12 protein-coding genes and 3 pseudogenes are annotated in these 26323 nt (G+C 71.9%); 3 read left to right on the top strand and 12 right to left on the bottom strand.

The genetic code is table 11. The annotated features are described in order from the left end of the window. Window positions 1-26 precede the first annotated feature (26 nt). The 3 genes from A6A06_RS26075 to A6A06_RS26065 are packed head-to-tail and all read left to right on the top strand — an operon-like array spanning window position 27 to window position 2408. The gene (locus A6A06_RS26075) at window positions 27-680 is read left to right on the top strand and encodes a hypothetical protein (RefSeq protein ID WP_079194343.1); all 654 of its coding nucleotides are present in this window, start codon (window positions 27-29) and stop codon (window positions 678-680) included. Next, the gene (locus A6A06_RS26070) at window positions 667-1671 is read left to right on the top strand and encodes a DMT family transporter (protein WP_199931155.1); all 1005 of its coding nucleotides are present in this window, start codon (window positions 667-669) and stop codon (window positions 1669-1671) included. Before A6A06_RS26075 ends, A6A06_RS26070 begins: the two co-directional genes overlap by 14 nt. Continuing rightward, window positions 1668-2408 carry a thioesterase II family protein gene (locus A6A06_RS26065; protein WP_073763853.1) on the top strand — a complete coding sequence of 247 codons (741 nt, stop codon included), beginning with the start codon at window positions 1668-1670 and terminating at the stop codon, window positions 2406-2408. Before A6A06_RS26070 ends, A6A06_RS26065 begins: the two co-directional genes overlap by 4 nt. 57 nt (window positions 2409-2465) lie before the next feature. On the opposite strand, the gene A6A06_RS26060 is transcribed toward A6A06_RS26065, so the two are convergent. The 12 genes and pseudogenes from A6A06_RS26060 to A6A06_RS26015 all read right to left on the bottom strand — a co-directional run bounded on the left by A6A06_RS26060 (window position 2466) and on the right by A6A06_RS26015 (window position 26317). Next, complete coding sequence (locus tag A6A06_RS26060) at window positions 2466-3938, bottom strand: phytoene desaturase family protein (RefSeq protein ID WP_073763851.1); 1473 nt, start codon at window positions 3936-3938, stop codon at window positions 2466-2468. A 37-nt stretch (window positions 3939-3975) separates the two neighbouring features. Next, window positions 3976-4734: a GNAT family N-acetyltransferase gene (locus A6A06_RS26055; protein ID WP_199931154.1), complete on the bottom strand. Its 759-nt coding sequence runs from the start codon at window positions 4732-4734 to the stop codon at window positions 3976-3978. After that, window positions 4731-6614, bottom strand: a pseudogene (locus A6A06_RS44025) (condensation domain-containing protein); the annotation flags it as partial. The pseudogene A6A06_RS44025 and the gene A6A06_RS26055, both read right to left, overlap by 4 nt. 21 nt (window positions 6615-6635) lie before the next feature. Continuing rightward, a pseudogene (locus A6A06_RS44020) lies at window positions 6636-7811 on the bottom strand (amino acid adenylation domain-containing protein); the annotation flags it as partial. A gap of 144 nt (window positions 7812-7955) precedes the next feature. Beyond that, window positions 7956-11825 (bottom strand): annotated as a pseudogene (locus tag A6A06_RS44015) (condensation domain-containing protein); the annotation flags it as partial. Then, window positions 11815-18285, bottom strand: a complete 6471-nt coding sequence (locus A6A06_RS26045) for a non-ribosomal peptide synthetase (protein ID WP_199931153.1) — start codon at window positions 18283-18285, stop codon at window positions 11815-11817. The gene A6A06_RS26045 and the pseudogene A6A06_RS44015, both read right to left, overlap by 11 nt. Continuing rightward, window positions 18282-19781 (bottom strand): hypothetical protein, encoded by a 1500-nt coding sequence (locus A6A06_RS42065; protein ID WP_073763845.1) that lies wholly within the window; start codon window positions 19779-19781, stop codon window positions 18282-18284. Before A6A06_RS42065 ends, A6A06_RS26045 begins: the two co-directional genes overlap by 4 nt. A gap of 67 nt (window positions 19782-19848) precedes the next feature. Beyond that, window positions 19849-20850, bottom strand: a complete 1002-nt coding sequence (gene sbnB, locus A6A06_RS26035; protein ID WP_073763843.1) for a 2,3-diaminopropionate biosynthesis protein SbnB — start codon at window positions 20848-20850, stop codon at window positions 19849-19851. Between the two features lie 40 nt (window positions 20851-20890). Continuing rightward, on the bottom strand, window positions 20891-21919 hold the full coding sequence (gene sbnA, locus A6A06_RS26030; protein WP_199931152.1) for a 2,3-diaminopropionate biosynthesis protein SbnA: 1029 nt from the start codon (window positions 21917-21919) through the stop codon (window positions 20891-20893). Further along, window positions 21916-23631, bottom strand: coding sequence for an ATP-binding cassette domain-containing protein (locus A6A06_RS26025; RefSeq protein WP_073763839.1), 1716 nt, complete (start codon window positions 23629-23631; stop codon window positions 21916-21918). Before A6A06_RS26025 ends, sbnA begins: the two co-directional genes overlap by 4 nt. Next, on the bottom strand, window positions 23628-25391 hold the full coding sequence (locus A6A06_RS26020) for an ABC transporter ATP-binding protein (RefSeq protein WP_073763837.1): 1764 nt from the start codon (window positions 25389-25391) through the stop codon (window positions 23628-23630). The genes A6A06_RS26025 and A6A06_RS26020 overlap by 4 nt, the downstream gene beginning before the upstream one ends. 122 nt (window positions 25392-25513) lie before the next feature. Then, window positions 25514-26317 (bottom strand): thioesterase II family protein, encoded by an 804-nt coding sequence (locus A6A06_RS26015; protein WP_073763835.1) that lies wholly within the window; start codon window positions 26315-26317, stop codon window positions 25514-25516. Between the last annotated feature and the right edge of the window lie 6 nt (window positions 26318-26323).

Here is a 26323-nt window from a genome sequence, read left to right as displayed (position 1 = left end):
CCCAACTGACTTACCCGGAGACTTCGTTGCAGCGTCACATCTATCTCGAGGACACGTACCGGTTCACTGTCACCACGCAGGTGGTCGACGCGGGAACCGGTGAGCTGGGCAGCTGGTTCACCCTGCAGGACAACATTTTCCATCCGCAGGGCGGCGGACAGCCGAGCGATATGGGAACGGTCGACGAGACGACGACGCGGCCCTTCAAAGCGCCCGAGGCCGACGAGCACGTCGTACGCCTCTCGTGTGAACGGCTCTTCACCATTGGCGACGAGGTCACCAGCTCCATCGACCCCGAGACGCGCCGCCGCCACGCCGCCCTCCACACCTGCGGTCATGTCGTGGACGGATTCGTACGGGAACTCGGCTTTCACCACCGGGTGAGCAACCACTTCCCGGGCCAGGCCCGCATCGAGTTCGACGCCGGCGACGACAAGCCGGACCTGCAGCAGCTCGCGGCGACCGTGGAGGAACGCACCCGGCAGGCCATCGACGCCGATCGCAAGGTGTACGCGAGTGAGCGCGGAGACCTGCGCATCATCGGCATCGACGGCCTGCACGAGGACCCGTGCGGCGGCACCCATATCGACTCGCTCGGACAGCTGACGGGATTCTCGCTGCGCTCGGTCAAGGTCAAGGGCGGCGTCCTGAAGGTGGGTTACGTCGTTGAGCACGCCTGACCGCGCCGCGGAGCGCTCCGCTGAGGTGTGCGTCGCCGACAAAACCGCGGTCGGCCCGCTGCCTGAAGCACCCGCCGCAAAGCCGGCCAAGACCTGGCTCACCGATATCGGGGTGCTGGGCGTGGCGATCGTGTGGGGCTCCACCTATGTGGCGATGCAGTGGTCGGGACGGTTCATCTCCGTCCCCGCCTTCCTGTTCCTGCGCTTCGCGATGGGCGCCCTGGTCATCACCCTGCTGTCCTTGCGCAGCTGGCGCAGAGTCACCCGGGAAGAGGTGTTTCTGGGCGCACTGTTCGGGTGCTTGCTCTTCGGCATCCTGTTCCTGGAGACACTGGGCGTTCGCTACACTTCCGCGTCCAATGCCGGGTTTCTGATCACCTTGTCGGTGATGCTCGTCCCCCTGATCGAGCGGATCTTCCTGCGGGTGCGGGTTGCGGGCGCCGTTTATCCACTCACGCTGCTTTCCCTCGTGGGCTGCGCACTGCTCACCCTCAGCCACGGGTTCTCGGTACAGGGCGGTGACCTGATCATCCTCGCTGCCGCGGTCATCCGGGCCGCGCAGATCGTGCTCTTCGGCTCACGGTCCAAGGGCCGCGAACTCTCACTCATCCGCGTCACCGGTATCGAGCTGTGGGTGGTCGCTCTCGGCGGGCTGCTGCTCTCGCTCGTCCGGCCGAGTCAGTCCTGGCACGAGGTGACACATCTACCGGGCAGCGCTTGGCTGGTCATCGCCTACCTGGGCGTGGCCGGCACTGCGTTCGCCTTCCTCACTCAGCTGTACGCCGCGCGGGTGTCCAGCCCCACGCGGGTGGGCCTGGTGCTGTCCACTGAGCCGTTCTTCGCCGCGGTATTCGCGGTCGTGCTTCTCAGTGAACACCTGGGCCCGGCCCAACTGGCCGGAGGAGCACTGGTGCTGCTGTCGGCCTATCTGGGGCGCTGGGTCGATGCCCGGCGGCGCACGTCCCCACCTGCACCGGAGGTCACGCAGTGAAACGCTATCCCCTGGTCATGCTTCATCATTCGGGCGGAACCGCCCAGGTCTTCGACGGGCTGGTCCATGCACTCCCGTCATGGATCGAGCCCATCCCGCTGGAGCTGCCGGGCCGAAGCCGTCGCTGGCGGGAGGACCCGGTCCGCACCGCCGAGGACGCCGTGGGCGATCTCGTTACGCGATTGGCGAAGGCCCAGGTGACAGGGGACTTCGCGCTCTTCGGCCACAGCATGGGCGCCTATCTCGGGCTTTGTCTTGCCGCAAGGCTGGAGCAGGCCCCGGGGCAGCCACGTTGCTCGACGTTGTTCGCCTCCTCGAACGCCGGCCCCCTCAACGCGCGGCCGCTTTTCGCCGGTGACCCGCTGGAGGCCGACGACGAGGAGGTGCTGCGCGTCGGGGCCCGTTTCGGCGGGCTGGCCCCGCAAATCCTGGAGCACGAGCAGCTGCGTCAGCACGCGACTCGCCTGCTGAGGAACGACTTCGCCGTATGCGACTCCTTTGTACGCACCTTGCGAGGTACGAAGACCGAAAGTCACCTGGTGGTGTGCTGCGGGACGGACGATCTCTTCACCGACGACCAGTTGGCCGCCTGGCGGCTGAGTTCCGCGGCGGAGACGGACATCGTGCGATTTTCCGGCGGCCACTTCTACCTCGTCGATCAGGCGGACGCAGTGGCCCAGGTCATCGCCGAGCGGCTGTCGAGCATATCGAGCGATTCGGTCCTCTCAAGGCGGTAGGACTGGACCGGCCGTCATGAACTCTCCGATGACGAATGGGCCTTGCTGTCGCGGCTGTTACCCCCGTCCGGGCGGGCGGGCGGGGGACAGCGGGGGCGCGGCGCGCAACCCGAACTCCCTGCGCAGTGCCGAGCGGGCGGCCAGGTAGCCGGACATGCCGTGCACCCCCGGCCCGGGAGGGGTGGACGCGGAGCACAGGTACACCCCGCGCAGCGGAGTGCGGTACGGGTCCCAGCGCGGCACGGGGCGGAACAGCGTCTGCTTCAGGGTCATGGCGCCCGCGGCGATGTCACCGCCCACGTAGTTGGGGTTGTACCGCTCCAGGGCGGCGGCGCTCATGGACCGCCGCTCCACCACCGTGTCGGCGAAGCCCGGCGCGTACTGCTCGATCCGTTCCGTCACCAGGTCGCCGGGGTCGGTCGGGTCGCCGTTGGGCACATGCGCGTAGGCCCACACGGGCCGGTATCCGTTCGCCCCGATACGGCCGGGGTCGGTGGCGGCCGGGTCCGCCACGAGGACGAACGGAGCCCCGCCGCGCCGGCCGCGCGCGGTCAGCGACTCCTGGCGGAAGATGTCCTGTTGCCGCCCGCCGAGATGGACGGTTCCGGCCCGGCCCACCATCGGGTCGGCCCACGGGACCGGAGCCGATACGAGGTAGTCCACTTTGGCCGCGCCGGGGCCGTAGCGGAAGGAACGCAGCCCCGCGCGGTAGCCGCGCGGCAGCAGCGGACCCGCTACCGACAGGAACTCCTTGGGGCCGATGTCGAGCAGCACGGCCCGCGCCCCCCGCAGTTCCCGCAGGTCGGTGATCCGCTGCCCGGTCGTGATCGTGCCGCCGTGCGCCGTCACGTCCGCGGTCAGCGCCTCGGCGATCCGCGCGCTGCCGCCCCGCGGCACCGGCCAGCCGGTGCCGTGCGCGAGGTGGCCCAGGAGCAGAGCGGTCGCGGCCGACGCGAGGGTGGGCATCCGGCCCACCACGTGGGCCGCGACACCGGCCAGCAGCGCCGCCGCCTCTTCCGTGGCGAAGGCCCGCCGGGCCAGCGGTGTGCCGTGCCCGAGCATGCCCCGTGCCAGCAGCAACGGCGCCAGCAGGTTCTCCGGGAGGCGGCGCTGCCCGTTGAGGACGAAATCCACCACCTGCCCGCTGTGTGCCAGCAGCGGCTCCATCAGGGCCCGCCAGGCCGGCCCGTCCCGCCCCAGGCCCGCGCAGGCGGCGTCCAGGTCGTGATGGGCGAGCGCGGCCCGCCCGTCCGCGAGCGGGTGCGCGTAACTGATCTCCGGCTGGAGCAGTTCCACGCCCCGCGCCCGCAGGTCGAACTCCCGGAAGAACGGGGAGGCGGTGGCCATCGGATGCACGGCGGAGCAGATGTCGTGCACCACGTCCTCCTGGAAGAGGGACGTGGTCCGCAGTCCGCCACCGGCCTCCGGCGCCGCCTCGTACACCTCGACGCGCAAGCCGGCCCGTGCCATGGTGACCGCTGCCGACAGGCCGTTCGGCCCGCTGCCGACCACGACGACATCCGCTGTCATGTGCCTTTGCCCTCCCTCTCCCGCTCTCCGGACCGGCTCAGGAGCCGGGTTCGTACACGAAGGGCTTCGTCCAGGTCACGACCTCGAAACCCAGCTTGCGCAAGGTGGGTTCGGAGGTCGGCAGCGCGTCCACGAAGACGTGGGTACGCCCCCGCTCACGCGCCTGCCGCAGCCTGCTGCCGACCAGTGCGGTGAACAGCCCCTGCCGCCGGTGCTCCGGGACGGTCCGGCCGCCCGCCAGCTCCGCGTAGCTGCCGCCCTGCCGGAAGTAGGCCCGGCCGCACGAGGCCGGCTTCCCGTCGACGTAGGCGATGTGGATGCTCAACGCCTCCGGGTCGTCCTGCAGTTCGGCGGCGAGCCGCTGCCGTTCCTCCTCGGCGTTCTTGCGGCCGAGCGCGCGGGCGATCTGTGCGTAGTCCGCCAGCCCCTGCTCGTCCGTCACGGGCCGGATGTCCCGGCCCGCCGCGTCGAAGGAGGCCAGGTCCGCGCCGTCCAGGGGCAGGACCAGCACGCTCTCCTGGTCGTCCGGCTCGAACCCGGCGGCGGTGAGCCGGCCGGCCAGGTCCGCCGGGGTGTCGTGGCCGTACAACTTCCATTCCAGGGTGTAGTTGTGCGACTGGGCCAGTGCGGTCTCCTCCCGGATGACGTCGTCCAGCTCCGCGGGAGCGCAGCCGGCGTACACGATCCGGCACTCGGAGCCGTCCGTCGCGTGCTCGCGGACGATGCCCCGTTCGGTGCTCGCCCCCAAGGCCCGGCGCTCCTCGTCGAGCCCCGCCAGAATGTCCTCGCTGTTCACGTGGTCGCGTTCCCTTCCCACGTCGGAATGTCGGCGATCGGGCGTTCCTCGATCATGGAGTCGAGAATAGAGCAGAGCCGGTCCAGCAGGCCCTGCGCGCGATCCTCGGTGAAGACCTCGCTGTTGTAGGTCAGGGCGAGTTCGAGTCCCTGGGCGGAGCGGATGAAGACGAACTGCAGGTCCGCCTCCTTCGAGCGGCGCGGCAGGTCCCGTGCCCGGAACAGGACGCCGCCCTTGTGCCGCGGCTCCTCCTCGCCGTCCAGCTGGTCCATCGCCACCATCACGTCGAACAGCGGGCTGCGGTCACGGCCGCGTTCCCAGCCGAGGTCGCGCATGATCCAGCCGTACGGGTACTCCTGGTGCTGGAAGGCCCGCAGCATGTCCTGCTGGGTACGGCCCAGGACGCTGCCCGTGTCGTCGCCGGGCAGCAGCCGGAACCGCAGCGGGACGGTGTTGACGTGGAACCCGATCTGACCTTCCAGGTCCACCCGGTCGCGGCCGCTGGTGTAGGTGCCCATGGTGATGTCCGACTGCCCGGTCTCGCCCAGCAGCAGGAGGCCGACGGCGGCGCGGGCGACCACGAACTCGGTGACGTCCTGCCGGCTCGCCAGGGAGGCGAACCGCTCGGCCCGGCCGGCGTCCAGGGGACGCCGCAGCCGGACACCGGCCAGGGCGCTCACCGGCGGCCGGGGGAAGTCGGTGACCAGCGGCACGTCGGGAGAGGCGCCGTCCAGCTCGCGCTTCCAGTACTCCAGGTGCGCGCGCCGCACCTGCGCCGTCAGCCGCTCGTCACGCCAGGCCGCGATGTCCTTGTACTGCACGGGGAGTTCCGGCAGCGCGGCCGGGCGGCCGGTCACCAGCGCGTCGTACAGCTCCTGCCATTCCCGGTGGAGCACGGCGGCCGAGATCCCGTCCGAGACCAACTGGTGCACCGACGTCAGCAGGGCGTACCGGTCCTCACCGGTGTGCAGCAGGTCGGCCCGCACCAGGGGCTCCGCGGTGATGTCGAACGGCACGTGGACGCGCGCGTCGACGAACTCCCGTACGGCGCCGTCCGGGTCGGGCCGGTCCGTCAGGTCGTGCACCCGGAACGCCGGGGTGAGCGCACCCGCCGCGTGCACGATCTGGACCGGAGGCTGGACGCTCGTACCGAAGGTGGTCCGCAGGGTCTCGTGCCGGTCCGCCAGGGCGGCGAAGGCGCGTTCCAGCAGGGCGGGGTCCACCGGGCCGTGCAGCTCGATGAGGTCGTTGCGGTTGAACGCGGCGCGCTGGGCGTGCGTGTAGCGCTCCTCGACGGTCAGCAGCAGGCGCTGGGTGGGGGCGGACGCGTACGTGCCGGGGCCGCCGAGGGACCGGATCGCCCCCTGCTCGCCGGTGCCGGTGGTCCCGTCCAGCAGGGTGGCCAGCCCGGCCACGGTGGGGTGGGAGAAGAACCGCTCCAGTCCCGGGTCGGCACCCAGCCGGCCGCGGACCCTGGCCAGCACCTGGATGGCGCGCAGCGAGTTGCCGCCGACGTCGAAGAAGCGGTCCGTCACCCCCACCGAGTCCAGCCCCAGCACCTCCGCCCAGATCTCGGCCAGCACCCGCTCGGCGTCCGTACGGGGAGCGACGGCGGCCGCGGTGCTCCGCTCGGCCCGCAGACCGGCGAGCGTCGGGCGGTCGACCTTGCCGTTCGAGGTGAGCGGCAGCTGCTCCAGCACGATGAACTCGCTCGGCACCATGTGGTGCGGCAGTTCGCGCCGCACGTGGTCGCGGCAGCCGTCCACCGTGCCGCCGTCCTCCAGGACGAGGTACGCGTGGAGCTGCTTGTCCTGCCCCGCCCCCGCGAGCTTCTTGACGACCACCGCCGCCTGTTTGACGCCGGGCGCCGCGTCCACCCGCCGTTCGATCTCTCCGAGGTCGACGCGGAAGCCGCGCACCTTGACCTGGCTGTCGGTCCGGCCGAAGTACTCCAGGTTCCCCTCGTCCGTCCAGCGGCCGTTGTCACCGGTCCGGTACATCCGCCGCCCCGGCTCGAACGGGTCCGTCAGGAACGCGCGGGCCGTCTGCTCGGGCGCGTTCAGGTAGCCACGGCTCACGCAGATGCCGGAGACGTAGATCTCTCCCCGCGCGCCCTGCGGGACGACCCGCAGATGCTCGTCCAGGACGTAGATCAGGGTGTTGGGCACGGGACGGCCCAGGGACACGGTCTCGCTGGTCACGGGCCGGTCCATCACGTGGTGGGTCACGTCGTCGGACGCCTCGGTCGGGCCGTAGGCGTTGACCACCGGAATCCGCGGGTACGCCCGCAGCCACCGGTTCACCTGACGGGGCAGGCACGCCTCACCCGTGACCATCAGGTACCGCAGGTGCTCCAGCGTGACCTGCCGGTCGGCGCGGTCCCAGGCGTCGAGCATCGCTTCGAGATAGGACGGGACCACCTCCAGAACGGTGACCTCCTCGGCCTCGACGCGCTCGGCGAAGCGGACCGGGTCGAGCTGGAGGGACTCCGCCGCGACGACGGTGCGGCCGCCGGCGAACGGAGCGGCGAACATCTGCCACAACGAGATGTCGAAGCTGTTGGAGGCGTTCTGGACGATGACGCTGTCCTCGGTGATCCCCAGGTCGGCGATCTTGGCGTGCAGGTGGTTCAGCATGCCGAGGTGTTCGACCATCACGCCCTTGGGCTTCCCGGTCGACCCCGAGGTGTAGATCACGTAGGCGAGCCCGGACTCGTCCGCGTCCAGCCCCGGATCGCTGCCGTCACCGTGCTGCCCGGTCTGCTCGGTCAGCTCGGCCCGGCGGCACCCCGCGGGGACGTGCTCCGCCAGCCCCTCCGGCGCCTGCCGGGGATCGAGGGCCACGACCCGCACGTCCGAGGACTCCAGCATCCCGCGGATGAAGGCGGCCGGGTAACTGGGATCGACGGGGAGGTACGCCGCACCGCACTTCCAGAGGGCGAGGATCGACTCCACCATCAGCACCGAACGGTCCATCACCAGCGCCACGACCTCGCCGCTGCGCACGTCCAGCTCGTCGGCGAAGTACCGGGCGAGCCGGTTGGCGCGGGTGTTGAGTTCGGCGAAGGTGCGCCGGCCGGCCGGGTCGGTGGCACTGGACAGGGCGAGCCGGTCGGGTGTCGCCGCCGCGAAGTGCTCGATGGCCCGGTGGATCCGCAGACCGCGGTCGAATTCCAGTTCCCGGTGGCCCAGGGTGCGTACCCGCAGCTCTTCACGGGCGGTCAGCAGCGGGAGCCGGCCCAGGGGAGTGTCCGGATCGGCCAGCGCCGTGTCCAGCAGGGCTTCGAACGCCTCCCAGAGCCCGTCCACGGTGGCCGGGTCGAAGAGCCGGGTGTCGAAGCGGACGGCCGCCCCCAGCGTCCCCTGCTGCTCGGCCAGCATGATGTTGAGGGGGAAGACGCTCGTCTCCAGGGTCACGTCGACCGGCTCGACGCCCAGCCCGGTGGCGGCCATCGCCTCCAGCGGCCCGGCCCCGGCACCCGCGAACTGCTCGAACTCGATCAGGACGTCGAACAGGTCCGGCGTATGCGTCCGCCCCCGCTCCTGGAGGTCGCGGACCAGTTCCTCGTACGGGTGGGACAGATGGCGCAGACCGTCGTTGAAGGTGCCGCGCACCTGCCGGTACAGGGCGTCGAAGCCCGCTTCGGCATCGACGCTCAGCCGCAGCGGCAGGGTCCGCACCAGCATGCCGACGAGCTGTTCCAGGGACTCCTCGCCGCGGTCCGCCACCGAGGTGCCCAGCACCAGCTCACCGTGCTCGCTGTAACGGGCCAGGACAGCGGCGAAGGCGCTGACGACGGAGGTGAAGGGGGTGCCGCCCCGGGACCGGGCGAAGGACTTGAGCCGCTGCCACAGGTCGGCGGGCAGGGCGTAGTCGCGGTACGCGCCGGTGTAGGCACGGCCTTCCGCGGAGCCGGCCCGGGTGGGCAGGGACAGCGCCGGGGGTACGGAGTCGAAGGTGTCGAGCCAGTACGCGGCGGCCTGCTCGCGCCGGTCCTGCGCGCGCCGCGCCTCCCGCACGTGGTGGTCGCGGTAGTCGGCGCCCACCGGCGGCAGCGCGGCCCGCGTACCCGCGACGGCGGCGGCGTACAGCTCGGACAGATCGCGCACCAGCAGCCCCAGGGACCAGCCGTCGGCCACGAGGTGATGGGTGCTGAGGCTGAGCAGGTGGCGCTCGTCCCGGAAACCGGTGAGCTGCACGCGCAGCAACGGACCGTTCTCCAGGTCGAAGGGGCGCGCCGCGAACTCCCGGACCAGGCCGACGGCCGCGGGGCCCTCCGGGAAGGCGGAGGACTCGGTGCGCACCTCGACGGCGACCGTCCCCGGACCGGCCGGTGCCACCTGCTGGACGAGCTGCTCGCCCTCCAGCCGGAACGCGGCGCGCAGGCCGTCGTGGCGGGCGGCCAGGCCGTCCACCGCTTTCTGGAGCGCGGCGGTGTCCACCGGGCCGGTGAGTTCGAAGCTCCGGGTGAGGTTGAAGGCGACCGAGCCGCCCTCGAACTGGGAGGCCAGCCAGACGTTCAGCTGGGCCGCGGAGGCCGGGAAGAAGCCGGGCACGGCCGGGGGAGCGGCCTCTTCGGCGGCTTCCTCCGCGACGTCCGGTACGGCCTCCGGCTCCGGGGCCAGGAGCGTGTCGAGGTGGCCGGTGAGGTCCTCGGGGGTGTCGTAGTCGAAGAGGGTCAGGACGTCGAGTTCGACGCCGAAGAGCTTCTGGACCCGGTTGACCACCTGCAGGCCGCTGATGGAGTCGCCGCCCAGGTCGAAGAAGGAGTCCGAGGGGGAGACGGCCTCCGTTCCGAGGACGTCCCGCCAGACTCCCGTCACCGTTTCCAGGACGTCGGAGGGGCGCGGCACGGACCCTTGCCCGGCCGCTCCGGCTGCTTCGGCCGACCCGCCCGGGGCGGCCACGGTGCCCCTCGCGGTCACCACGTCGGCGTCGTCGAGCCAGCAGCGGATCTTGTCGAACTGGTAGGCGGGCAGTTCGATCCGCCGCCCCTCGCCCGCGGTGCTCGCCCAGTTCCAGTCGGCGCCACCGGTGTAGAGATCACGCAGCAGGGAGGCGGGCCCCGCGGTCACGGACACCACCCGGTACCCGGCCCCGCCCCGCGCGGCGAGCGCGCCGGAGACGGTGGACAGGGGGCCGGCCTCGACGAAGAGCACCGGCTGGGCGCCCACCAGCTTTCCGAGCAGCCGGTCGACGCGCGCGTCCAGGTCGGCGGGTTCGGTCGGTTGCGCGGCACGTTCCGCGTGCGCCAGGCGCAGTGCCTCGGCGAGCGGAACCCGGCCCGCCGCGGCGTCGATCACGTGCTTGCCCGCGCCCTCTCCCACCACGTGGCGGAAGTCGAAGCCGATCTCGCGCAGCAGCCCGTGCAGGGCGTACTGGAAGGCGAACTGCCCGTCGGCTGACGTGCCGTCGGCTTCCGCGGCCCGCTCGCACTGTGCGTAGAGCTCGTCGAAACGCGGATGGGCGCCGCGGAAGGCGGAGACCTGACCGGCGTCGGCGGGGCAGCGCCCGGAGACCAGCAGAACGGTCACCGGGCCGGTGGCCGACGGATCGCCCGGCGGTTCGGCCAGGGCCCGGGAGAGCCCGCCGAGATCGTCGGCGGTCACCGCGTACCGGTACGGGTGGTGGTCGCGTCCCTCCGCCAGGGTGCGCTGGATGTCCGCGATCCGCAGCTGCGGATCGTCCTCGATACGGGCGCGCAGCGCGGCGATGTTGGCGGCCAGCGCGGTCGGCGTTCTGGCGGAGAACGGGAGCCAGTACCCGTCGGGCGGCGTGTCCGCGGGAGCCTCGCCCGGCGCGGGCGCCTCTTCCAGAATCGCGTGCACATTGGTGCCCATGACGCCGAAGGAGCTGATCCCCGCCCGTCGTACCCCGCCCGCGGGCTCCCAGGGCGTGAGCTGCCGGGTGACCGAGACGGCCGACTCCGAAAAGTCGATCAGAGGGCTGAGGGCCTCGGTGTGCAGGCTGGGGAAGAGCTGCCCGTACCGGAGCGCCAGCACGGCCTTCACCAGGCCGACCAGCCCGGAGACGCTCCAGGTGTGGCCGATGTTGCTCTTCACCGAGGAGAGCGCGACGGAGTGCTTCGCGGCGGCGGTCGGGCCGAAGGCCAGGTCGAGGGCTTCGATCTCGATGGGGTCGCCGAGCCGGGTGGCGGTCCCGTGGGCCTCGACGTACGAGACGGTGGCGGGGTCGACGCCGGCCTTCCGCCACGCCCGCGTGATCACCTCGGCCTGCGCCGCGCTGTCGGGAGCGGTGAGGGAACTGGACCGGTCGGCGACGTTGTTGGCCGCGATGCCCTTGATGACGGCGCGCACGGGGTCCCCGTCGCGCAGGGCGTCGTCCAGCGGCTTGAGCAGGACGGCGACCACGGCCTCGCCGGACCCGGTGCCGTCCGCCTCGGCGGAGAAGGCCCGGGTCTTGCCGTCCGCCGACCGGATGCCCAGGTCCAGGCCGCCGTCGTCCTGGACCGGATCGCCGAACAGGTTCAGGTTCACCCCGCCGACCAGCGCCATCTCGGCGTCGCCGAGCACCAGGTCGTTGACCGCGTGATGCACGGCGAGCAACCCCGACGAGCAGGACGAGTCGACCATGGCGGCCGGCCCGGACAGCCCGAAGAAGCGGGCGAGGCGGCCGGCCGTGGCGGCCACGTGCACGCCCATCACCATCGGGGCCTCGATGGTGCGGACGAGCTGGTGGTACGCGATCCGGGTGTCGCCCACGTACACCGAGACCCGGCGGCCGTTGAGGGCGGCCGGACGCTGGGCCGCGTCCTCCACCGCCTGGTAGGCGGTCTGGAGCAGCAGCCGGTGCTCCGGGGCCATCACCTGCGCCTCACCGCGGGAAATGCCGAAGAAGGCGTGGTCGAAGGAGTCGATGTCCTCGATGTAACCGTTGAGCTGGAAGTCCTCGTCCACCGGCATCGAGGTGCGGCCGCGGCGCCCGGCCGAGATCTCGCGGACGCTGTCCCGCCCCTCGCGCAGGTTCTCCAGGAACTGACGGGTGTCGTCGGCCTCGGGCAGCCGTACGGCCATGCCGACGACGGCGATGTCCCGGGCCCCGGCAGCCGCCGGGAACTGATCAGAAGTCATGCTCGGAAACCTCGTCTTCCGTGTGGTCCTGGGTCTCACGGGCGGCCGCCGGTTCGGCCAGCTGCGCCTGCAGAGCGATCGTGGGGTGGCTGAACAACTGCGCGACCCGGAAGGCGGCGGGGAACTCCTCCTCCAGCAGTGCGTGGAGCCTCAGCAGCTTCAGCGAGGTGCCGCCGAGCTCGAAGAAGACCTGGTCGACACCGGAGACGCGGCGGCCCAGGGCCGACTGCCAGGCTTCCTGGATGCGCAGTTCGGCCGCGGTGCGGGGGGCTTTTCCGGCGACGGGCGAGTCGTCGAGGAACGCGGGCGCGGGCAGGGCCCGGCGGTCCGGCTTGCCGTTCGCGTTCGTGGGGATGCGGTCGAGCGCGATGAACTCGCCGGGGACCATGGCCTGCGGAAGCTGCCCGGTCAGGTACTGCCGCAGCCGTCCCCCCAGCCCGTCGCCCTCGGCACCGGCGTCCGGCACCACGTAGGCCACGAGGTGGTACTCGTCCTGCGGGCTCTTGTGGGCCGTCACCACACAGCCCGACACCTGGGGGTGGCCCACCAGCGCCGCCTCGATCTCGGCCGGGTGGATACGCACGCCGCTGATCTTGATCTGGTGGTCCGCGCGCCCGACGATCTCCAGCAGCCCGTCCGGACGCAGCCGCCCCACGTCCCCGGTGCGGTACAGGAGGTCCTGTTCGTCGGCACGGTACGGGTTGGGGAAGAAGGCCGCGGACCCGGGATCGTTCAGATAGCCCAGGGTCCGGTACGGGGTACGGATGACGATCTCGCCGGGTTCACCGGTACCGCAGACGACATCGCCGCGCATCACGAACGCCTGGCACTGCGGCAGCGGCGTACCGACCGGCAGCACCGGCGGAAGCGGCCCGCCCGCCGGGACGCGGTACGCGAACTTCGCCATCGTGGTCTCGGTGGGGCCGTACAGGTTCACGATCTCCCCGCGTTCCGGGAGGACCTCCCGCAACCGCTCCACCAGGGCCGCCTTCAGCGGCTCGCCCGCCAGGAAGGCCAGGCGCAGTCCGGGCAGGCGGGTCGTGGCCGGTACGTCCAGGAGCCAGGACTGCAGCACCGTCGGCGCGGCGTGCAGCACACTGACCCGCTCGCGCTCCAGCCAGGCGAACACCGCCTTGCCGCCCAGCAGGTCCGAGGGCTCGGGTACGACCGTGGTGCCGCCGGAGACCAGGGCGAGCAGCGTGTCGCGCAGCATCACGTCGAAGGAGGGGCTGGTCAGCTGGGCACACCGGTCCCCGTCCGCGATGCCGAACTCACCGCTCTGCCAGCGCAGGAAGTGACTCAGCGACGCGTGCCGCCCCAGCACGCCACGCGGAGTGCCGGTCGTACCGGAGGTGAAGAAGAGGTACGCGGGCGTGTCCGGGGCGACGGCGGGGAGCTGCTCGGCGGGGGCCTCCTCCGTCAGCGCTCCGGTGTACGCGTCCACCAGGACCACCGGCAGTCCGCTGTCGTCGGCACTGTCGGCGCCGTCCGCGAACAGATCGGCGGTCCGCACCACGAGTTCGGGCCGTCCGGCGCTCAGCAGGTGGTCCCGGCGGCCCGGGGGCAACGCCGGGTCCAGCGGGAAGAAGACGGCGCCACTGCGCAGTACGCCCAGCATCGCCACGTAGAACCCGGGGCCGCGCGGCCCGGTCACCGCCACCACCCGGCCCGGTGCGCACCCTTCGGCGACCAGGCGCCGGGCCAGGTCCTCGGAGCGCCGGACCAGTTCCGCGTACGACAGGGAGCGGTTCCCCTGGACGAGCGCCGGACGCCCGGGGGCGCGTGCGGCCTGAGCCGCGATCAGTTCGGTGACCGGCGGCTGCGGGGGTTCCTCGATCGCCGTGCGCAAGGCGGCTTCCGCACCGGCGGCTCCGGGCAGGACCAGCGAGTACGCGGCGAGCGGCCGCTCCGGGGCTTCGGCGATCTGCTCCAGCAGGGCGCCGAGCTGGTGCACCAGCGTCTCGGCGCGGGCCGTGGAGAACAGGCTGGATTTGTGCACCAGCTCGATGTGCAGGCGCTCTCCGCCCGCGTCGTCCGCCTCGTCCCACACGTAGAAGGTGAGCGGGAACTTGGCCTCCGCTTCGAAGAGCTGGTCGTCGAACTCGACCCCCAGCCCTTCGATTTGGGCGTCCTCGCGCAGGCTGCCCAGGTAGTTGAGCAACACGTCGAAGACGGGGGTGCGGTCCAGCTGCCGGGCCGGGTTGAGCCGCTCGACCAGCAGCTCGAAGGGCGCCGACTGATGCGCGTACGCCTCCTGGACACCGCTGCTCACCCGCTTCAGCAGGTCGGTGAAGACCGGCTCGCCGGACAGGTCGGTGCGCAGGACCAGCGTGTTGAGGAAGAGACCCATGATCCCCTCCAGCTCGACGCTCTGCCGGTTGGCCACCGGGTAGCCGACGCTCACGTCCTGCTGGTCACCGAGCCGGGACAGCAGCAGGTTCACGGCCGCCATGGTCACCTCGAACGGGGTCGTCGAGGTCCGTACGGCCAGATCGCGGAGCTTGCGGGCCGTGGTGGCGGGGAGGGCCAGCGCTGTCCTGCCGCAGGACCTTCCGGCGGCCTCCGGGTCCGGAACGTCGGTCGGCAGCTCCAGCGCGGGGGCACCGGCGAGCCGCTCCGTCCAGTACCGCAGATCGGCGTCGACGGCCTGGCGGTGTCCCTCGTCGCGTACGGCCGCGGCGTAGTCGATGTACTGCACCCGCAGGTCGGGCAGCGGTTCGCAGGCGCCGCCCGTACGCCGGGTGTAGAGGGCCGACAGCTCCCGCATCATCAGCCGCGTCGACCAGCCGTCACCGGCGATGTGGTGGAGCGTGGTCAGCAGCCGGTGTTCGGTGTCGTGCACCTTGAACAGCAGGAAGCGCACCGGGGACTCTTCCCGCAGCCGGAACGGCCGGGCGCCGTCCTCGTGCACCGCACGGGCGACGGCCTCCTCCGCCTCCCGCGGGCCGAGGTGCGACAGGTCGGTCTGCGAGAAGGGGAGTGCCAGGTCGGCGAGGGGCCGCTGGAAGGGCTGCCCGTCGTCGGAGCCGTAGGCCACGCGCAGGATCTCGTGCCGCTCGAACAGATCGGACAGCGCCGCCCGGAGCGCCTCGGTGTCGAGCCGGCCGTGGAAGGTGGCGAGCGTGGGGATGTGGTACGCCGTGCTCTCCGGGGCGAGCATGTACAGGAACCACATGCGCTCCTGGGCGTAGGACAGGACGTGCCGCCCGGCGCGGGCCACCGGCTCCAGGGCCGCTCGCGAGCCCGCGGCAGCACCGTCCACGAGCCGTGCCTGCGCGGCCACGGTCCGGTGCGTGAAGACCGCCGCCGCCTGCAAGTCCAGCCCGAAGTGCTCGCTGATCCGGCTGTTGAGCTGGAGTGCGGTCAGGGAGTGCCCGCCGAGTACGAAGAAGTCGTCCGTGACGCCGACCCGTTCGACGGACAGCAACGACTGCCAGATACCGGTCAGGGCCCGCTCGGTCGGCGTGGACGCCTCGACGTACTCGGTGGTCGCGACTTCCGCGCCGGACAGCCGGGTGAGCGCCTCGCGGTCCACCTTGCCGTTGCGCGTGACCGGAAAGGTGTCCGTGCGGATGTAGTGCGAGGGCACCATGTAGCGCGGCAGGCGCTGCTCCAGGGCGTCCCGCAGCCGGTCGGCGGGCGGGCAGTCCTGGCCGGCCTCCACATACGCGTACAGGAGGTCCGTGCCGAGGGAGTCGCGCCGCGGCAGGACGACGGCGCGTTCCACCGCGGGCTGGTCGCGCAGTGCCTGCTCGATCTCGCCCAGTTCGACGCGGTGTCCGCGGATCTTCACCTGGTTGTCGCGCCGTCCCAGGTAGCGCACTTCGCCGTTGGGCAGCCAGTGCGCCAGGTCCCCGGTGCGGTAGATCCGCTCGTCCGGGAGGAAGGCGGCCGTGATGAACCGCTCGGCGGTCAGCTCGGGGCGGCCGAGGTAGCCGCGGGCCAGCTGGACGCCGCCGATGCACAGTTCGCCCGTGACGCCGACGGGGCACGGCTGCCCCGCCTCGTCGATGACGTAGAGGCGGTTGCCGGGGGCGGGGCGGCCGATGCTGACGGGCCGCTCCCCGTCCTCGACGTGCAGCGTCGTGACGTCCACGGCGGCCTCGGTGGGGCCGTAGTAGTTGAACAGGCGCGTGCCCGTACCGCCGGTCGCGGAGCGGAACCGGCCGGCGAGGTCGCGGTCCAGCTCTTCGCCGCTGCACACGCAGCTGCGCACGCCGGCGAAGGCGTCGGGCACGGCTGCCAGGTACTGGCTCAGCATCGAGGGAACGAAGTGCACGACGGTGACGCCGTGCCGCCCGACGGTCTCCCGGATGAGCTGCGGGTCGGATTCGCCGCCCGGCCGGAGCATGACCTGGGTGGCGCCGATGATCCCCGGCAGGAGCAGTTCCCATACGGAGACGTCGAAGGAGTACGGGGTCTTCTGGAGGAAGACGTCGTCCGCGCCCAGCCCGAGGTCGTCCGTCATCCAGCGGAGCCGGTTGACGATCGCGCGGTGCTCGATGAGCGCCCCCTTGGGGCGGCCGGTCGAGCCGGAGGTGTAGATGCAGTAGGCCAGGTCGTCGGGGCCCGCCAGCGGCGGCGGATCGTCCGTGCGCGGGGACAGCGCGTCCTGGCCGGTGATGTCCAGGGACGGCAGGCCGTCGGGGAGGGGCACGGCGGCCCCGCCGCGGGACAGCACCAGCCTGCTGCCGCTGTCGTCGAGGACGGTCCGCACCCGGTCCGACGGGTCGGCGGTGTTGACGGGCAGGTAGGCGCCGCCTGCCTTGAGCACGGCCTGCACGGCGACGGTCAGGTCCACCGAGCGTTCCAGGTACAGGGCGACCAGTGTGCCCGCGCCGACCCCGTAGGACTCCCGCAGGGTCCAGGCGAGCCGGTTGGCGCGGGAGTTGAGTTCGGCGAAGGTCAGCGACCCGTGCTCGTCGACCGTCGCGACGGCGTCCGGGGTGCGGGCCGCCTGCTGCTCGAAGAGCTGCGGGAGGGGGGTGCCGAGGTCGTAGTGCGTTCCGGCGCGGTTGAAGCCGTGCACCACCCGGTGACGCTCCTCCTCGCCCATCAGCGCCACGGTCTCCACGGCCCGGTCGGGGCGGGCCGACGCGTCCTCCAGCAGGACGCCGAAGTGCTCCAGCAGCCGCTGGACCCGGTCGGCGTCGAACAGCTCGGTGGAGTACTCCGCCGAGACCCGCAGGCCCGTGGACGTCTCCTCGAAGAAGACGGTCAGGTCCATCTTGCTGTGCCCGTTGTCGGCCTTGAGGGCGTCGAAGCGCAGTCCGGCCGTGGATTCCGCCGGTTGGCCCCAGCCGTGGTCGAAGATGACCATCACGTCGAACAGCGGGTTGCGACCGGCTTCGGTGGTGCCACCGGCATCCCGTACGACCTGGTCGAACGGGTACTCGTGGTGGCGCAGGGCACCCTGGAGGGTGTCCTGGACGGTGCGCAGCAGGTCGCGGAAGCTCGTACCCGGCCGGACGGTGTCGCGCAGCGCGATGCTGTTGATGTAGCAGCCGATCTGGTCGTACAGCTCCGGCACCGGCCGCGTCACGGCGGGGGTGCCGAGCACGATGTCGCGCCGGCCGGTGTACCGCAGCAACTGGACGCGGAGCGCGGCGGACAGGCCCGCGAAGAGCGTGACCCGCTCCTGTCGGCACAGCGCCTTGAGCGCCTGGAGCGTGTCCTGCCCGATGACGCGGCCGGTGACGGCTCCCCGGTAGCTGCGGGCGGCGGGGCGCGGCCGGTCGGCAGGCAGGTCCAGCGGGACGACGCCCTCCCCGAACCGCTCCTGCCAGTACGCGCGCGACGCGTCGAAGGAGCCGCCGTGCAGGTGGGCCTGCTGCCAGTTCGCGTAGTCCTTGTACTGGATCTGCGGCGGTCCGGTCTCCGGCTCCTCGCCGCGGACGAGCGCGTCGTAGGCCGAGGTCACCTGGTCGAGCAGCACCGTCATCGACCAGCCGTCCACCGCGATGTGGTGTGCGGTGACCACCAGGACGTGCTCGTCCTCGCCCGTGCGCACCAGCAGGACGCGCATCAGACGGCCCGCCGCGAGGTCGAACGCCCCGGCGGTGAACCCCTCGACGAGGTGCTCCGCGCCGCCGTCGGCGACCTGGTAGGTCCAGTCCAGCGTGGCGTCGGCGACGGGGCGCTGCCGCGGAATCCCGTCCACCACCGCGAACGCCGTGCGCAGCGACTCGTGGCGGGCGAGCAGGGCCTCGAAGGCGCGCCGCAGCGCGACGGCGTCGAGAGCGCCGCTCAGCCGGTAGACGGCCGGCACCGTATAGGCGCCGTGGGCGCCGCCCGCCTGCGTCGTCAGCCAGATCGAGAGCTGGCCCGACGACAGGGGGTACCAGTCGGCGGTCGGAGCGCGGGTGATCTCGTGCGGGCTCGGGCTGTTGTCCACGCTCACGGCTTCCTCACTCTGCGGGGAGACGGTCGGCTGCGGTCCGGGGAGGGATGAAGGCGTCACCGGACGGGCTCCCCGACGGGCCGGTCCGCCAGGTCGGCGCGGGCGATGACCACGCCTCCGCACTCGGTACGGCAGATCAGTTCCAGGGCCCGGTACTGCTCCCAGCCGGGCAGCGCGTTCCGTACCAGGGGTATGACCTCGCGGAGGAAGCGGGCGGCGGGGTATTCCCGGTCCGTGGTGTGTTCCGGACGGCCGGCCGGTTTGGCCACGATGTCCTCGACGGCGGTCTCGCGCACCACCTTGGCGTACTGCGACCAGCGCGCGGGGGGCACGGCGCCGCGCTCGTGCATCAGGTGGAACAGGCGCTGGGGCTCGGCCCCGTCGTCCGCCGGGCGGACCCAGATGTCTTCCAGGTACTCCTGGTCGACCCAGGCGCGCTGCCAGGCCCGGTGGCGGCCGCGTGCGGCCCGCTGCGCACGCGCGTGCAGTTCGGAGCGGTCGGGCAGCACGATCAGGTCGGCGCCCCGCGTTCCGTTGGAGTACATCGGCACACTGGTGAAAGGCCACTGTTCGGACTCGGTCACCAGGACGTACACCAGAGCCGCGACGAGGAGGCAGCCGACGGCGGTGAGCACCACCGCTCCGGTTCCGCCGCCGGAGAAGACCGGGCGGGCGGGCTCCTCGCCGGTGACGAGGGACGTGAGCCACGGCCAGTCGAGGAGCAGCAGGTAACACCACATCTGCACCCAGTAGGCGGGCATCATCATGCACAGGATGCCGACGTGCAGGCAGACCCAGGTCAGGATCAGCGGCATCCGCGCCTCACCGCTGAACACGGCGACAATGGAACCCAGTTCGATGGCGAGCGTGCCCCAGGCGGCGAGCCGGCACAGGGCCGGGCTGCCCATCACCAGGCGGGAGAGCCACGGCCAGCGGGCGACGGGCGACGACTGCTCCAGGTAGAAGCGGAGCGCGGAACCGTCCCGCCAGCCGGACCAGCCGTAGCGGACCTTGGCCACTCCGCCGGCGAACATGGTGTACGCGAGGCAGATCAGCAGCAGCGCCGGGGCGAAGCCCGAAGTCAGGACGGAGGACTCCGGCACCAGCAGGGGCCAGGCGGTGTGCTGGGCGAGCAGGCCGTCGAGGGAGAAGTCGTACGAGACCGAGAAGCTCATGCACAGCAGCGCGTAGACCGCCGAGTGCGTGGAGTGGTTGGCTCCCAGCGCACCGGCGTTGACCGCGTGGAGGAAGGCGAATCCCAGGAACGTCAGGGCGCCGGTGGCGGGCTGGAGGAAGCCGGCCGCGGCGGCGACCCACACCACCACCGTGAGCCTGGTGACGAGGGTGAGCACCCCGGGGCCGACCTGCTTGATGCCGAGCAGCCGCAGCACGCCGACCGGAGTGTAGAACGCCGGCGCGGTCTTGCCGGCGACCTGCGCGGCGGCGAGCGGTGACGGCCGGTCGACGAGACAGATGACCAGGAGGCCCGCGTAGAAGACCGCTCTAAGGATTCCCGGAATCGGCGGCATTTCGTTGAGCCACCAGTGCGTGATCATGTTGAAGGTCCACCTCAGGAGGGTTCCGGCTGGATGGTCGGCGCGGCCGCTCGGCCGCGGGGCACCGTCACCAGCGGTGCGTCTCCGCGAAGAAGCCGGGGATCTCCACCGCGGTGCCCGCCTCCTGCGCACGGCCGAGGACGTGGGCACCGACCGCGAGGTCGAGCACACCGAGCCCGAACGGGGAGAAGACCACGGGCACGTCGGTGGGCGGCGTCACCTCGCCGTTCAGTACGGCGGCCAGCGTGCCGGTCACGAAGTCCCGGCCTCCGGTGGCCTGTTCGGCCAGGTGCGGAGAGGTGTTGGCCTTCATGCAGTGCTCGACGTCGTCGAAGAAGTTGGCCGCCTCGGTGATGACTCCGGGGGCGAGGTCACGCAGCGAGATGTTGAGCACGAGCTGTCCCGGCTTGAAGGGCGTGTGCACGTACGGGGTCGCCACCGTGGTGGCGAACACCACGGTGTCGGCCGCCAGCGCGGCATCCGGACCGGCGACGAACTCGGCCCGCGCCCCCAGGTTCTCCCGGATGTGCTGCACCAAGGAGTGCCCGGACGCCGGGTCCAGGTCGTGCACCAGGTACGTGTCGGGGCGTACGCCCGCGGCATGCACGTAGTCACAGATGTTGCGCGCGATGATGCCCGCACCGACCACGGAGAGCGTGCTGCCCGCGTACCCGCCGGGGCGCAGCGCCGTGGCGGCGACGGCGGCGGAGGCGGCGGTGCGCGCCGAGCTGATGGTCGCGGCCTCCAGGCAGGCCGTCGGGTAGCCGGTCTCGTAGTCGTTGAGGACGAGCACGGCGGAGGCCCGGGGCCGCCCCGCGGCGGTGTTGGCCGGGAAGCTGGATATCCACTTGATGCCCGCGCGCTGGACGTCCGCGCCCAGGAAGGAGGGCAGGGCGATGATGCGGGCGTCGGGCTTGTCGGGGAACCGCAGGAAATAGCTGTCCGGGTTGACCGAGTCCCCGGCTTCATGGTGCACGTAGGTGCGGCGTACCAGGTCGATGACGGCCGGGCGGTCCCCGTCCAGTACGTCGCGTACGGCCGGCCCCGGAACAACGGTGAATTCGAACATGGTGCGAGTCCTTCCTTCGTGTGGTCTGGTGTTCCGGCGGTCAGCCGAGGTCCGGTGCGCCGGCCTCGCTCCGTACGAGTTCCACCGGGCCGATGGGATGCAGGGGCTGCAGCGGGCGCAGGGCCTCGGGGCCGAAGTGGTCCAGCACCCAGCGGTCGTCGTAGACGGTGGTGAGGTAGCGGTCGCCCATGTCGGGGGAGATGCACACCGAACTCAGCGTCCGTCCCGGGTCGTACCGCTCCAGCCACTGGAGCGCGCCCGCGACCACCGTCCCGGTCGAGCCGCCGAAGAGCATGCCGTGCGAGGCGAGCGTGCGGCAGAGCCGGACGGCGTCCAGTTCACCGACCTCGACGAGGTGGTCGAAGGCTTCCGGGACGAACAGCGGCGGCGGCACACTCGCACCGAGCCCGGGGATCAGCCGGGGAGCCGGGGCCCGCCCGAAGGTGACCGATCCGGCGGCGTCCACGGCCACCAGCCGGGCGTGGCTGCCGCTGTCGCGGAAGTAGCGTGCGCAGCCCATCGCGGTCCCGCCGGTGCCCACCCCCACGAACAGCACGTCCACGTCGGGCAGATGCTTCAGGATGGCGGGCGCCGTGGACTCGTAGTGCGCACCCCAGTTGGCGGGGTTGGTGTACTGGTTCAGCCATAAGTACCGGTCGTCCTCGGCACACAGCGCCCGGACCCGGTCCAGCCGGGCCTTGAGGTAGCCGCCCTCGGGGTCGGGCTCTTCGACCACCACCAACTCGGCGCCGAGGGCGCGCATGGTGGCGGCCGTGGCCTCGTTGCACCGCGCGTCGGTGACACAGGTGAAGCGCAGTCCCTTCCCGGCCGCGATCACGCTCAGCGCGACGCCCAGGTTGCCGGAGGAGGACTCGACGAGCACCGAGTCCTCGCGGAGGAGGCGGCTGCGCTCGGCCGCGGCGACCATCGAGGCCGCCGCCCGCACCTTGATCGAGCCGCCGAGGTTCAGGCCCTCGCACTTCATCTGGAGCGCGTGCCCGAGATAGGGGGACAGGTCGATGAACATATCCGGGTCGGTCAGTTCCTGCAGTGCGGATGTCGATCTCACAGCGCGGCCTCCTTCTCTGCTCCGGTACGTGACGTGGCATCACGGGTTCCGGCCCGGAGGGTCACCACGGTGTCGGCGGCCTTCAGCAGGTCCGGGTTGTGCGAGACGACGATCCACGCGCCGGGCCACTGCCGGGGCAGGGTCTGCCAGATGGACCTGGCCGTCGCGCCGTCCAGGGACGAGTCGCAGTCGTCGACGACGTACAGCTCGGCGGGGCGGCAGAGCATCCGGGCCAGGGCCAGGCGCTGGCGCTGGCCACCGGACAGCCGGCTGGCCGCACCCGAATCGAGCCGGGTGCCGAGCCCGTCGGGCAGTTCGGGCGAGCCGGGCCGCAGATGTACGGCGGCCATCACCCGCTCCAGGTGCTCGGTGCTCACTCCCGTGGCGCCGAGCAGCAGGTTCTCCTGGACGGTCCCCCGCAGGAACAGGGACTGCTGCCGGGCGTGGCCCACGCGGGGCGCGCTCAGCCAGTCCTGGTTCCCGGCCACGTCGACGCCGTTCCAGCACACCTGGCCGCGCACCTCGGGCTGGAGCGCCAGCAGGCTGCGGACGAGGGTGCTCTTGCCGGAGCCGATGTCGCCCGTGACGGCGACGAGCTGACCGGGGCGGACCTGGAAGCTGACCGGCTCGGGCGCGGTCACGCCCGCCGGGGTCGTGCAGCTCAGCGCGGTCACGGTCAGCTCGCGCAGGGGCTCAGCGGCGGGGGTGGCGGCATCCTCCCGGGCGGACGACGGCTCGTCCGGGGGCGCGAGTTCACCGAGCCGCGCGTAGGAGACCTTGCCGCTCTGGTAGCGGGCCAGGATCTTGCCGAAGAAGTACATCTGCTGGCCCAGCCAGCCGGTGTACGTCACGAACAGCGCCAGCTTGCCCACGGAGAAGTCGCCGTTGGAGACACGGACGCTGACGGTGAGCAGCACCACCGCCGTGCCCACCATGACCAGGTTGCGGAACAGGTCCGACAGGAGGTCGAGGTAGACCTGATGGCGCAGCTGCACCCCGCGCCGCCAGGCGAACCGCCGCTCCAGCCCCTGGAGCCGCCCCTCGATCGCGCCGGACAGGCGCAGGTCGCGGATGCCGGTCAGGGTATCGGCGACCTCCGAGCCGATCATCCCCTGCCGTACCCGCGTCTCCGCCTGGAGCACGGCGACGCGGTTCTTCAGCGCGACGGACGCCCACAGGCCCAGCAGCAGCAACAGCAGCGGGATCGTCATCGCGAGGTCGGTGACGGCCAGCACGACGACGGCGATGACCAGGAGGACCGAGCGGTAGACGAGGTCGGTGGTCCACTCCAGCAGGCCGCCGATCTCGTCGCTGTCGTCGCGCAGCCGGTTGAGGATCTCCCCGTTGCCGCGTACGGCGGCGCGCGACGCGGGCCGGCGCAGCAGCCGCCCCAGCGCCGTCACCTTGATCCAGGCACTGGTACGGAAGATCAGGACGAACGTCAGCTGCAGACCGCCCCACAGGGCGGCGGCGCGCAGCACCATCAGCGCGACGGCGGCGGCCAGCAGCCACCAGATGCCGCTGCCCTCCAGCGGTCCGGCCGCGCTGTCCAGCATGGCCGAGGTGACCGCGCCCGCCAGCAGCGGAATGCCGTAGATCGCACTCCAGGTCGCCATGGCGGAGAAGTACAGCGCCCGCAGCCTGCTCCCGCAGCGGTGCAGGAAACGGCTGAACGGTACGGTTTCGAGCCCAGCTCCGTGTTCGGTGGTCACCGGTTCCCTCCTCGCGTGAGCGCGCCGGAGCGTCCGGCGCCGTCGCCCGTGGCACCGGCCTCGGTGATCTCCTTGACCCGGCCGCTCTCCATGGTCATGATCCGGTCCACTCCGCGCAGGGTGCCGGTCCGGTGCTCGACCATGACGACCGTGCGGTCCTGCATGACGGTGTCCAGCATGTCCGCCCAGGCCTTCTCGGTCTCCGGGTCGAAGTGGGACGCCGCCTCGTCCACGATCAGCAGGCTGTACGGGCGGATCAGCGCCCGCGCGCCCGACAGGACCTGCATCTCGCCGTCCGACAGCTCCCGCGCCCCGGCGCCGACCCGGGTCTCCAGGCCCTCGGGCAGGGCACGTACCCGGTCGGCGGCGTTGAGCTGCTCCAGCACCTCCCAGACGCGCTCGACGGGCATCGAGTCGTCGAAGAGGGTGATGTTCTCCCGGACCGTGGCGGAGAAGACGTGCGCGCGCTGGCTGAGCACGGTGACGCGCTCGGCGAACTGGGCGGGCGTGAGACGGCCGGCCTCGACACCGCCGATGAGGACCCGGCCCGCACCCGGCTCGGCCAGCGCGCAGAGCAGGTTGACGACCGTGCTCTTGCCCGCGCCGGTGGGACCGACGATGCCGAGACTGCCGCCGGGAGCGACCGTGAAGGTCACATCGCTCAGCACCTGCGTCTCGCCGTAACCGAAGCAGACCCCCTCGAAAGCGACCTCCAGCGGCCCCTCCGGCAGCGACGCCCGCCCGTCCGGCAGCGAGGCCCGCCCCTCCGGCGGCGCCGTGGACTTCGCGCGCCCCTCCGGGCCGAGCCTGCGGGCGGACGTCTTGAGCACCGCCATCATCTGCTGCAACTGGCCGAGCTGGGAGGACATCTCCTCCAGCGGGCGCTGCAGGAGATCGACGTAGAGATAGATCATCGTGAGCGTGCCGATGGTGATGGCACCCGCCTGCAACTGCTGGAGGCCGAACCCGAATCCCAGGCCGAAGGCGAGCGCGAAGCACAGCTGGGTCAACGGCCAGAACGCGCGGCCGCTGATGTAGGCGCGGCCCTCGGTGCGCAGCAGCGCTTCGAGGTCGGTACGGGTCCGCTCGGTGGCCCAGTCCGACTCCCGCGCGAGCAGCAGGTCGTCCCGGGCGCTGAGGGAGTCGCCGACGAAGCCGAAGAGGTCCGCCTGCTGCTCCCGTGCCGCCTGCCAGCGGCGCACCGAGCGCCGCGTCAGCCGGGTGAGCACGAAGCACACGGCGATGACCAGAACCGAGATGGCGAGCCCGGCGGCCGGAATGACCACGGACATCGCGACGATGGTGCCGATCGCCAGCGCGATGTTGCTGAGCATGCGGAAACCGGACTCGGCGATGGCCTTGCCGACGATATTGGCGTTGCCCTCGACCTGTTCCAGGATCTCGCCGACCGGCCGGCTCTCCACGTCGAGCACCGGCTGCTCGACCGCCGCGTGGCGCAGCAGCCGGACGCGCAGGCTGTCGGCGATCCGCCAGCCCGCCTGGACCGCCAGGTAACTGGCCCAGATCCGGGCCGCTCCGGCGACGAGCGCGGCGGCCAGATAGCCGAGGGCCGCGGTGACCAGCACGGACTGGGCGCTGCCCGCGGTCGCCTGGTTCACGAAGTACTGGACCAGCCAGGGGCCGGCCAGGGTGGCGAGGACGCTGACCATGAGGACGGACAGGGCGCCCGCCGCGATCAGCCGGACGGGCCGTGACTCGCCCCACAGCAAGCGGAGGGACGAGGCGCGCGGCTCATGCATATGAGGGTGCTCCTGACCAACGGGGTGGCATGTTCTGTCTCCTGAGATCCGGCGGTGTCGGGGGCGTTCGCCCGCGGGCAGGTCCGGCCCGTCCGGCCCGGACGTATCGGTGGCGCCGGCGGTCAGCGCGGCACCGCGTCGGCGTGTCCGCTGACCAGGCGGCTCCGCAGCAGCGCCGCCACCGCGGACTGCTGCGGCTGCGACGAGAGGTAGAAGTGGCCGCCGGAGAAGACCCGGAGTTCGTGCGGGCCCGTGGTGTGGTCGGCCCAGGCGGCGGCCTGCTCCAGGCTGACCCGGGAGTCGCTGTCCCCGGTCAGGGCCACCACGGGGGAGGTCAGCCGCGGGCGGGGCCGGTGGCGGTAGGTCGCCACGGCCCGGTAGTCGGCGCGGACGGCGGGCAGGATCAGCCGCAGCATGTCCGGGTCGGAGAGCAGCTCGTCCTCGGTGCCGTCCAGCGCCCGCAGCCCGTCGATCACGGCTGCGTCGTCCAGCGTGTGCAGCGGCTCGATGTCGTCGGGGCAGCCGGCGGCGCGCCGCCCGGAGACGAACAGCGCCTTCACCGGAGTGCCCCGGTCCTGGAGCTCGCTCGCGACCTCGTAGGCGACCAGGGCGCCCAGGCTGTGTCCGAACAGCGCCAGCGGGAGGCCGTCCGCGTCGGCGGCGGGTGACGTCAGCGCGGCGACGACCTGGCCGGCCAGGTCCGCGATGTCGGTCAGGGGCGGCTCGTGGTGCCGTTCGAGGCGGCCGGGGTACTGCACGGCCAGCACGTCGAGGTCTCCGGCGAGGGCCTGGGAGAAGGGGAAGAAGAAGCCGGCCGAGCCGCCCGCGTGGGGCAGGCAGACGAGGCGGGCCGCGGGGCGGCCGGGCGGGGCGTGGAAGCGCCGGAGCCAGCGCTCGACGGCGTCCGGGGCGAGGGGCGAGCTCATGGGAGG

Source organism: Streptomyces sp. CB02923 (assembly GCF_001905005.1).
In the GTDB taxonomy this organism is placed as follows: domain Bacteria; phylum Actinomycetota; class Actinomycetes; order Streptomycetales; family Streptomycetaceae; genus Streptomyces.
Note: the sequence above shows the minus strand (reverse complement) of the source record. Positions and strands in the feature narration are given on the sequence as shown.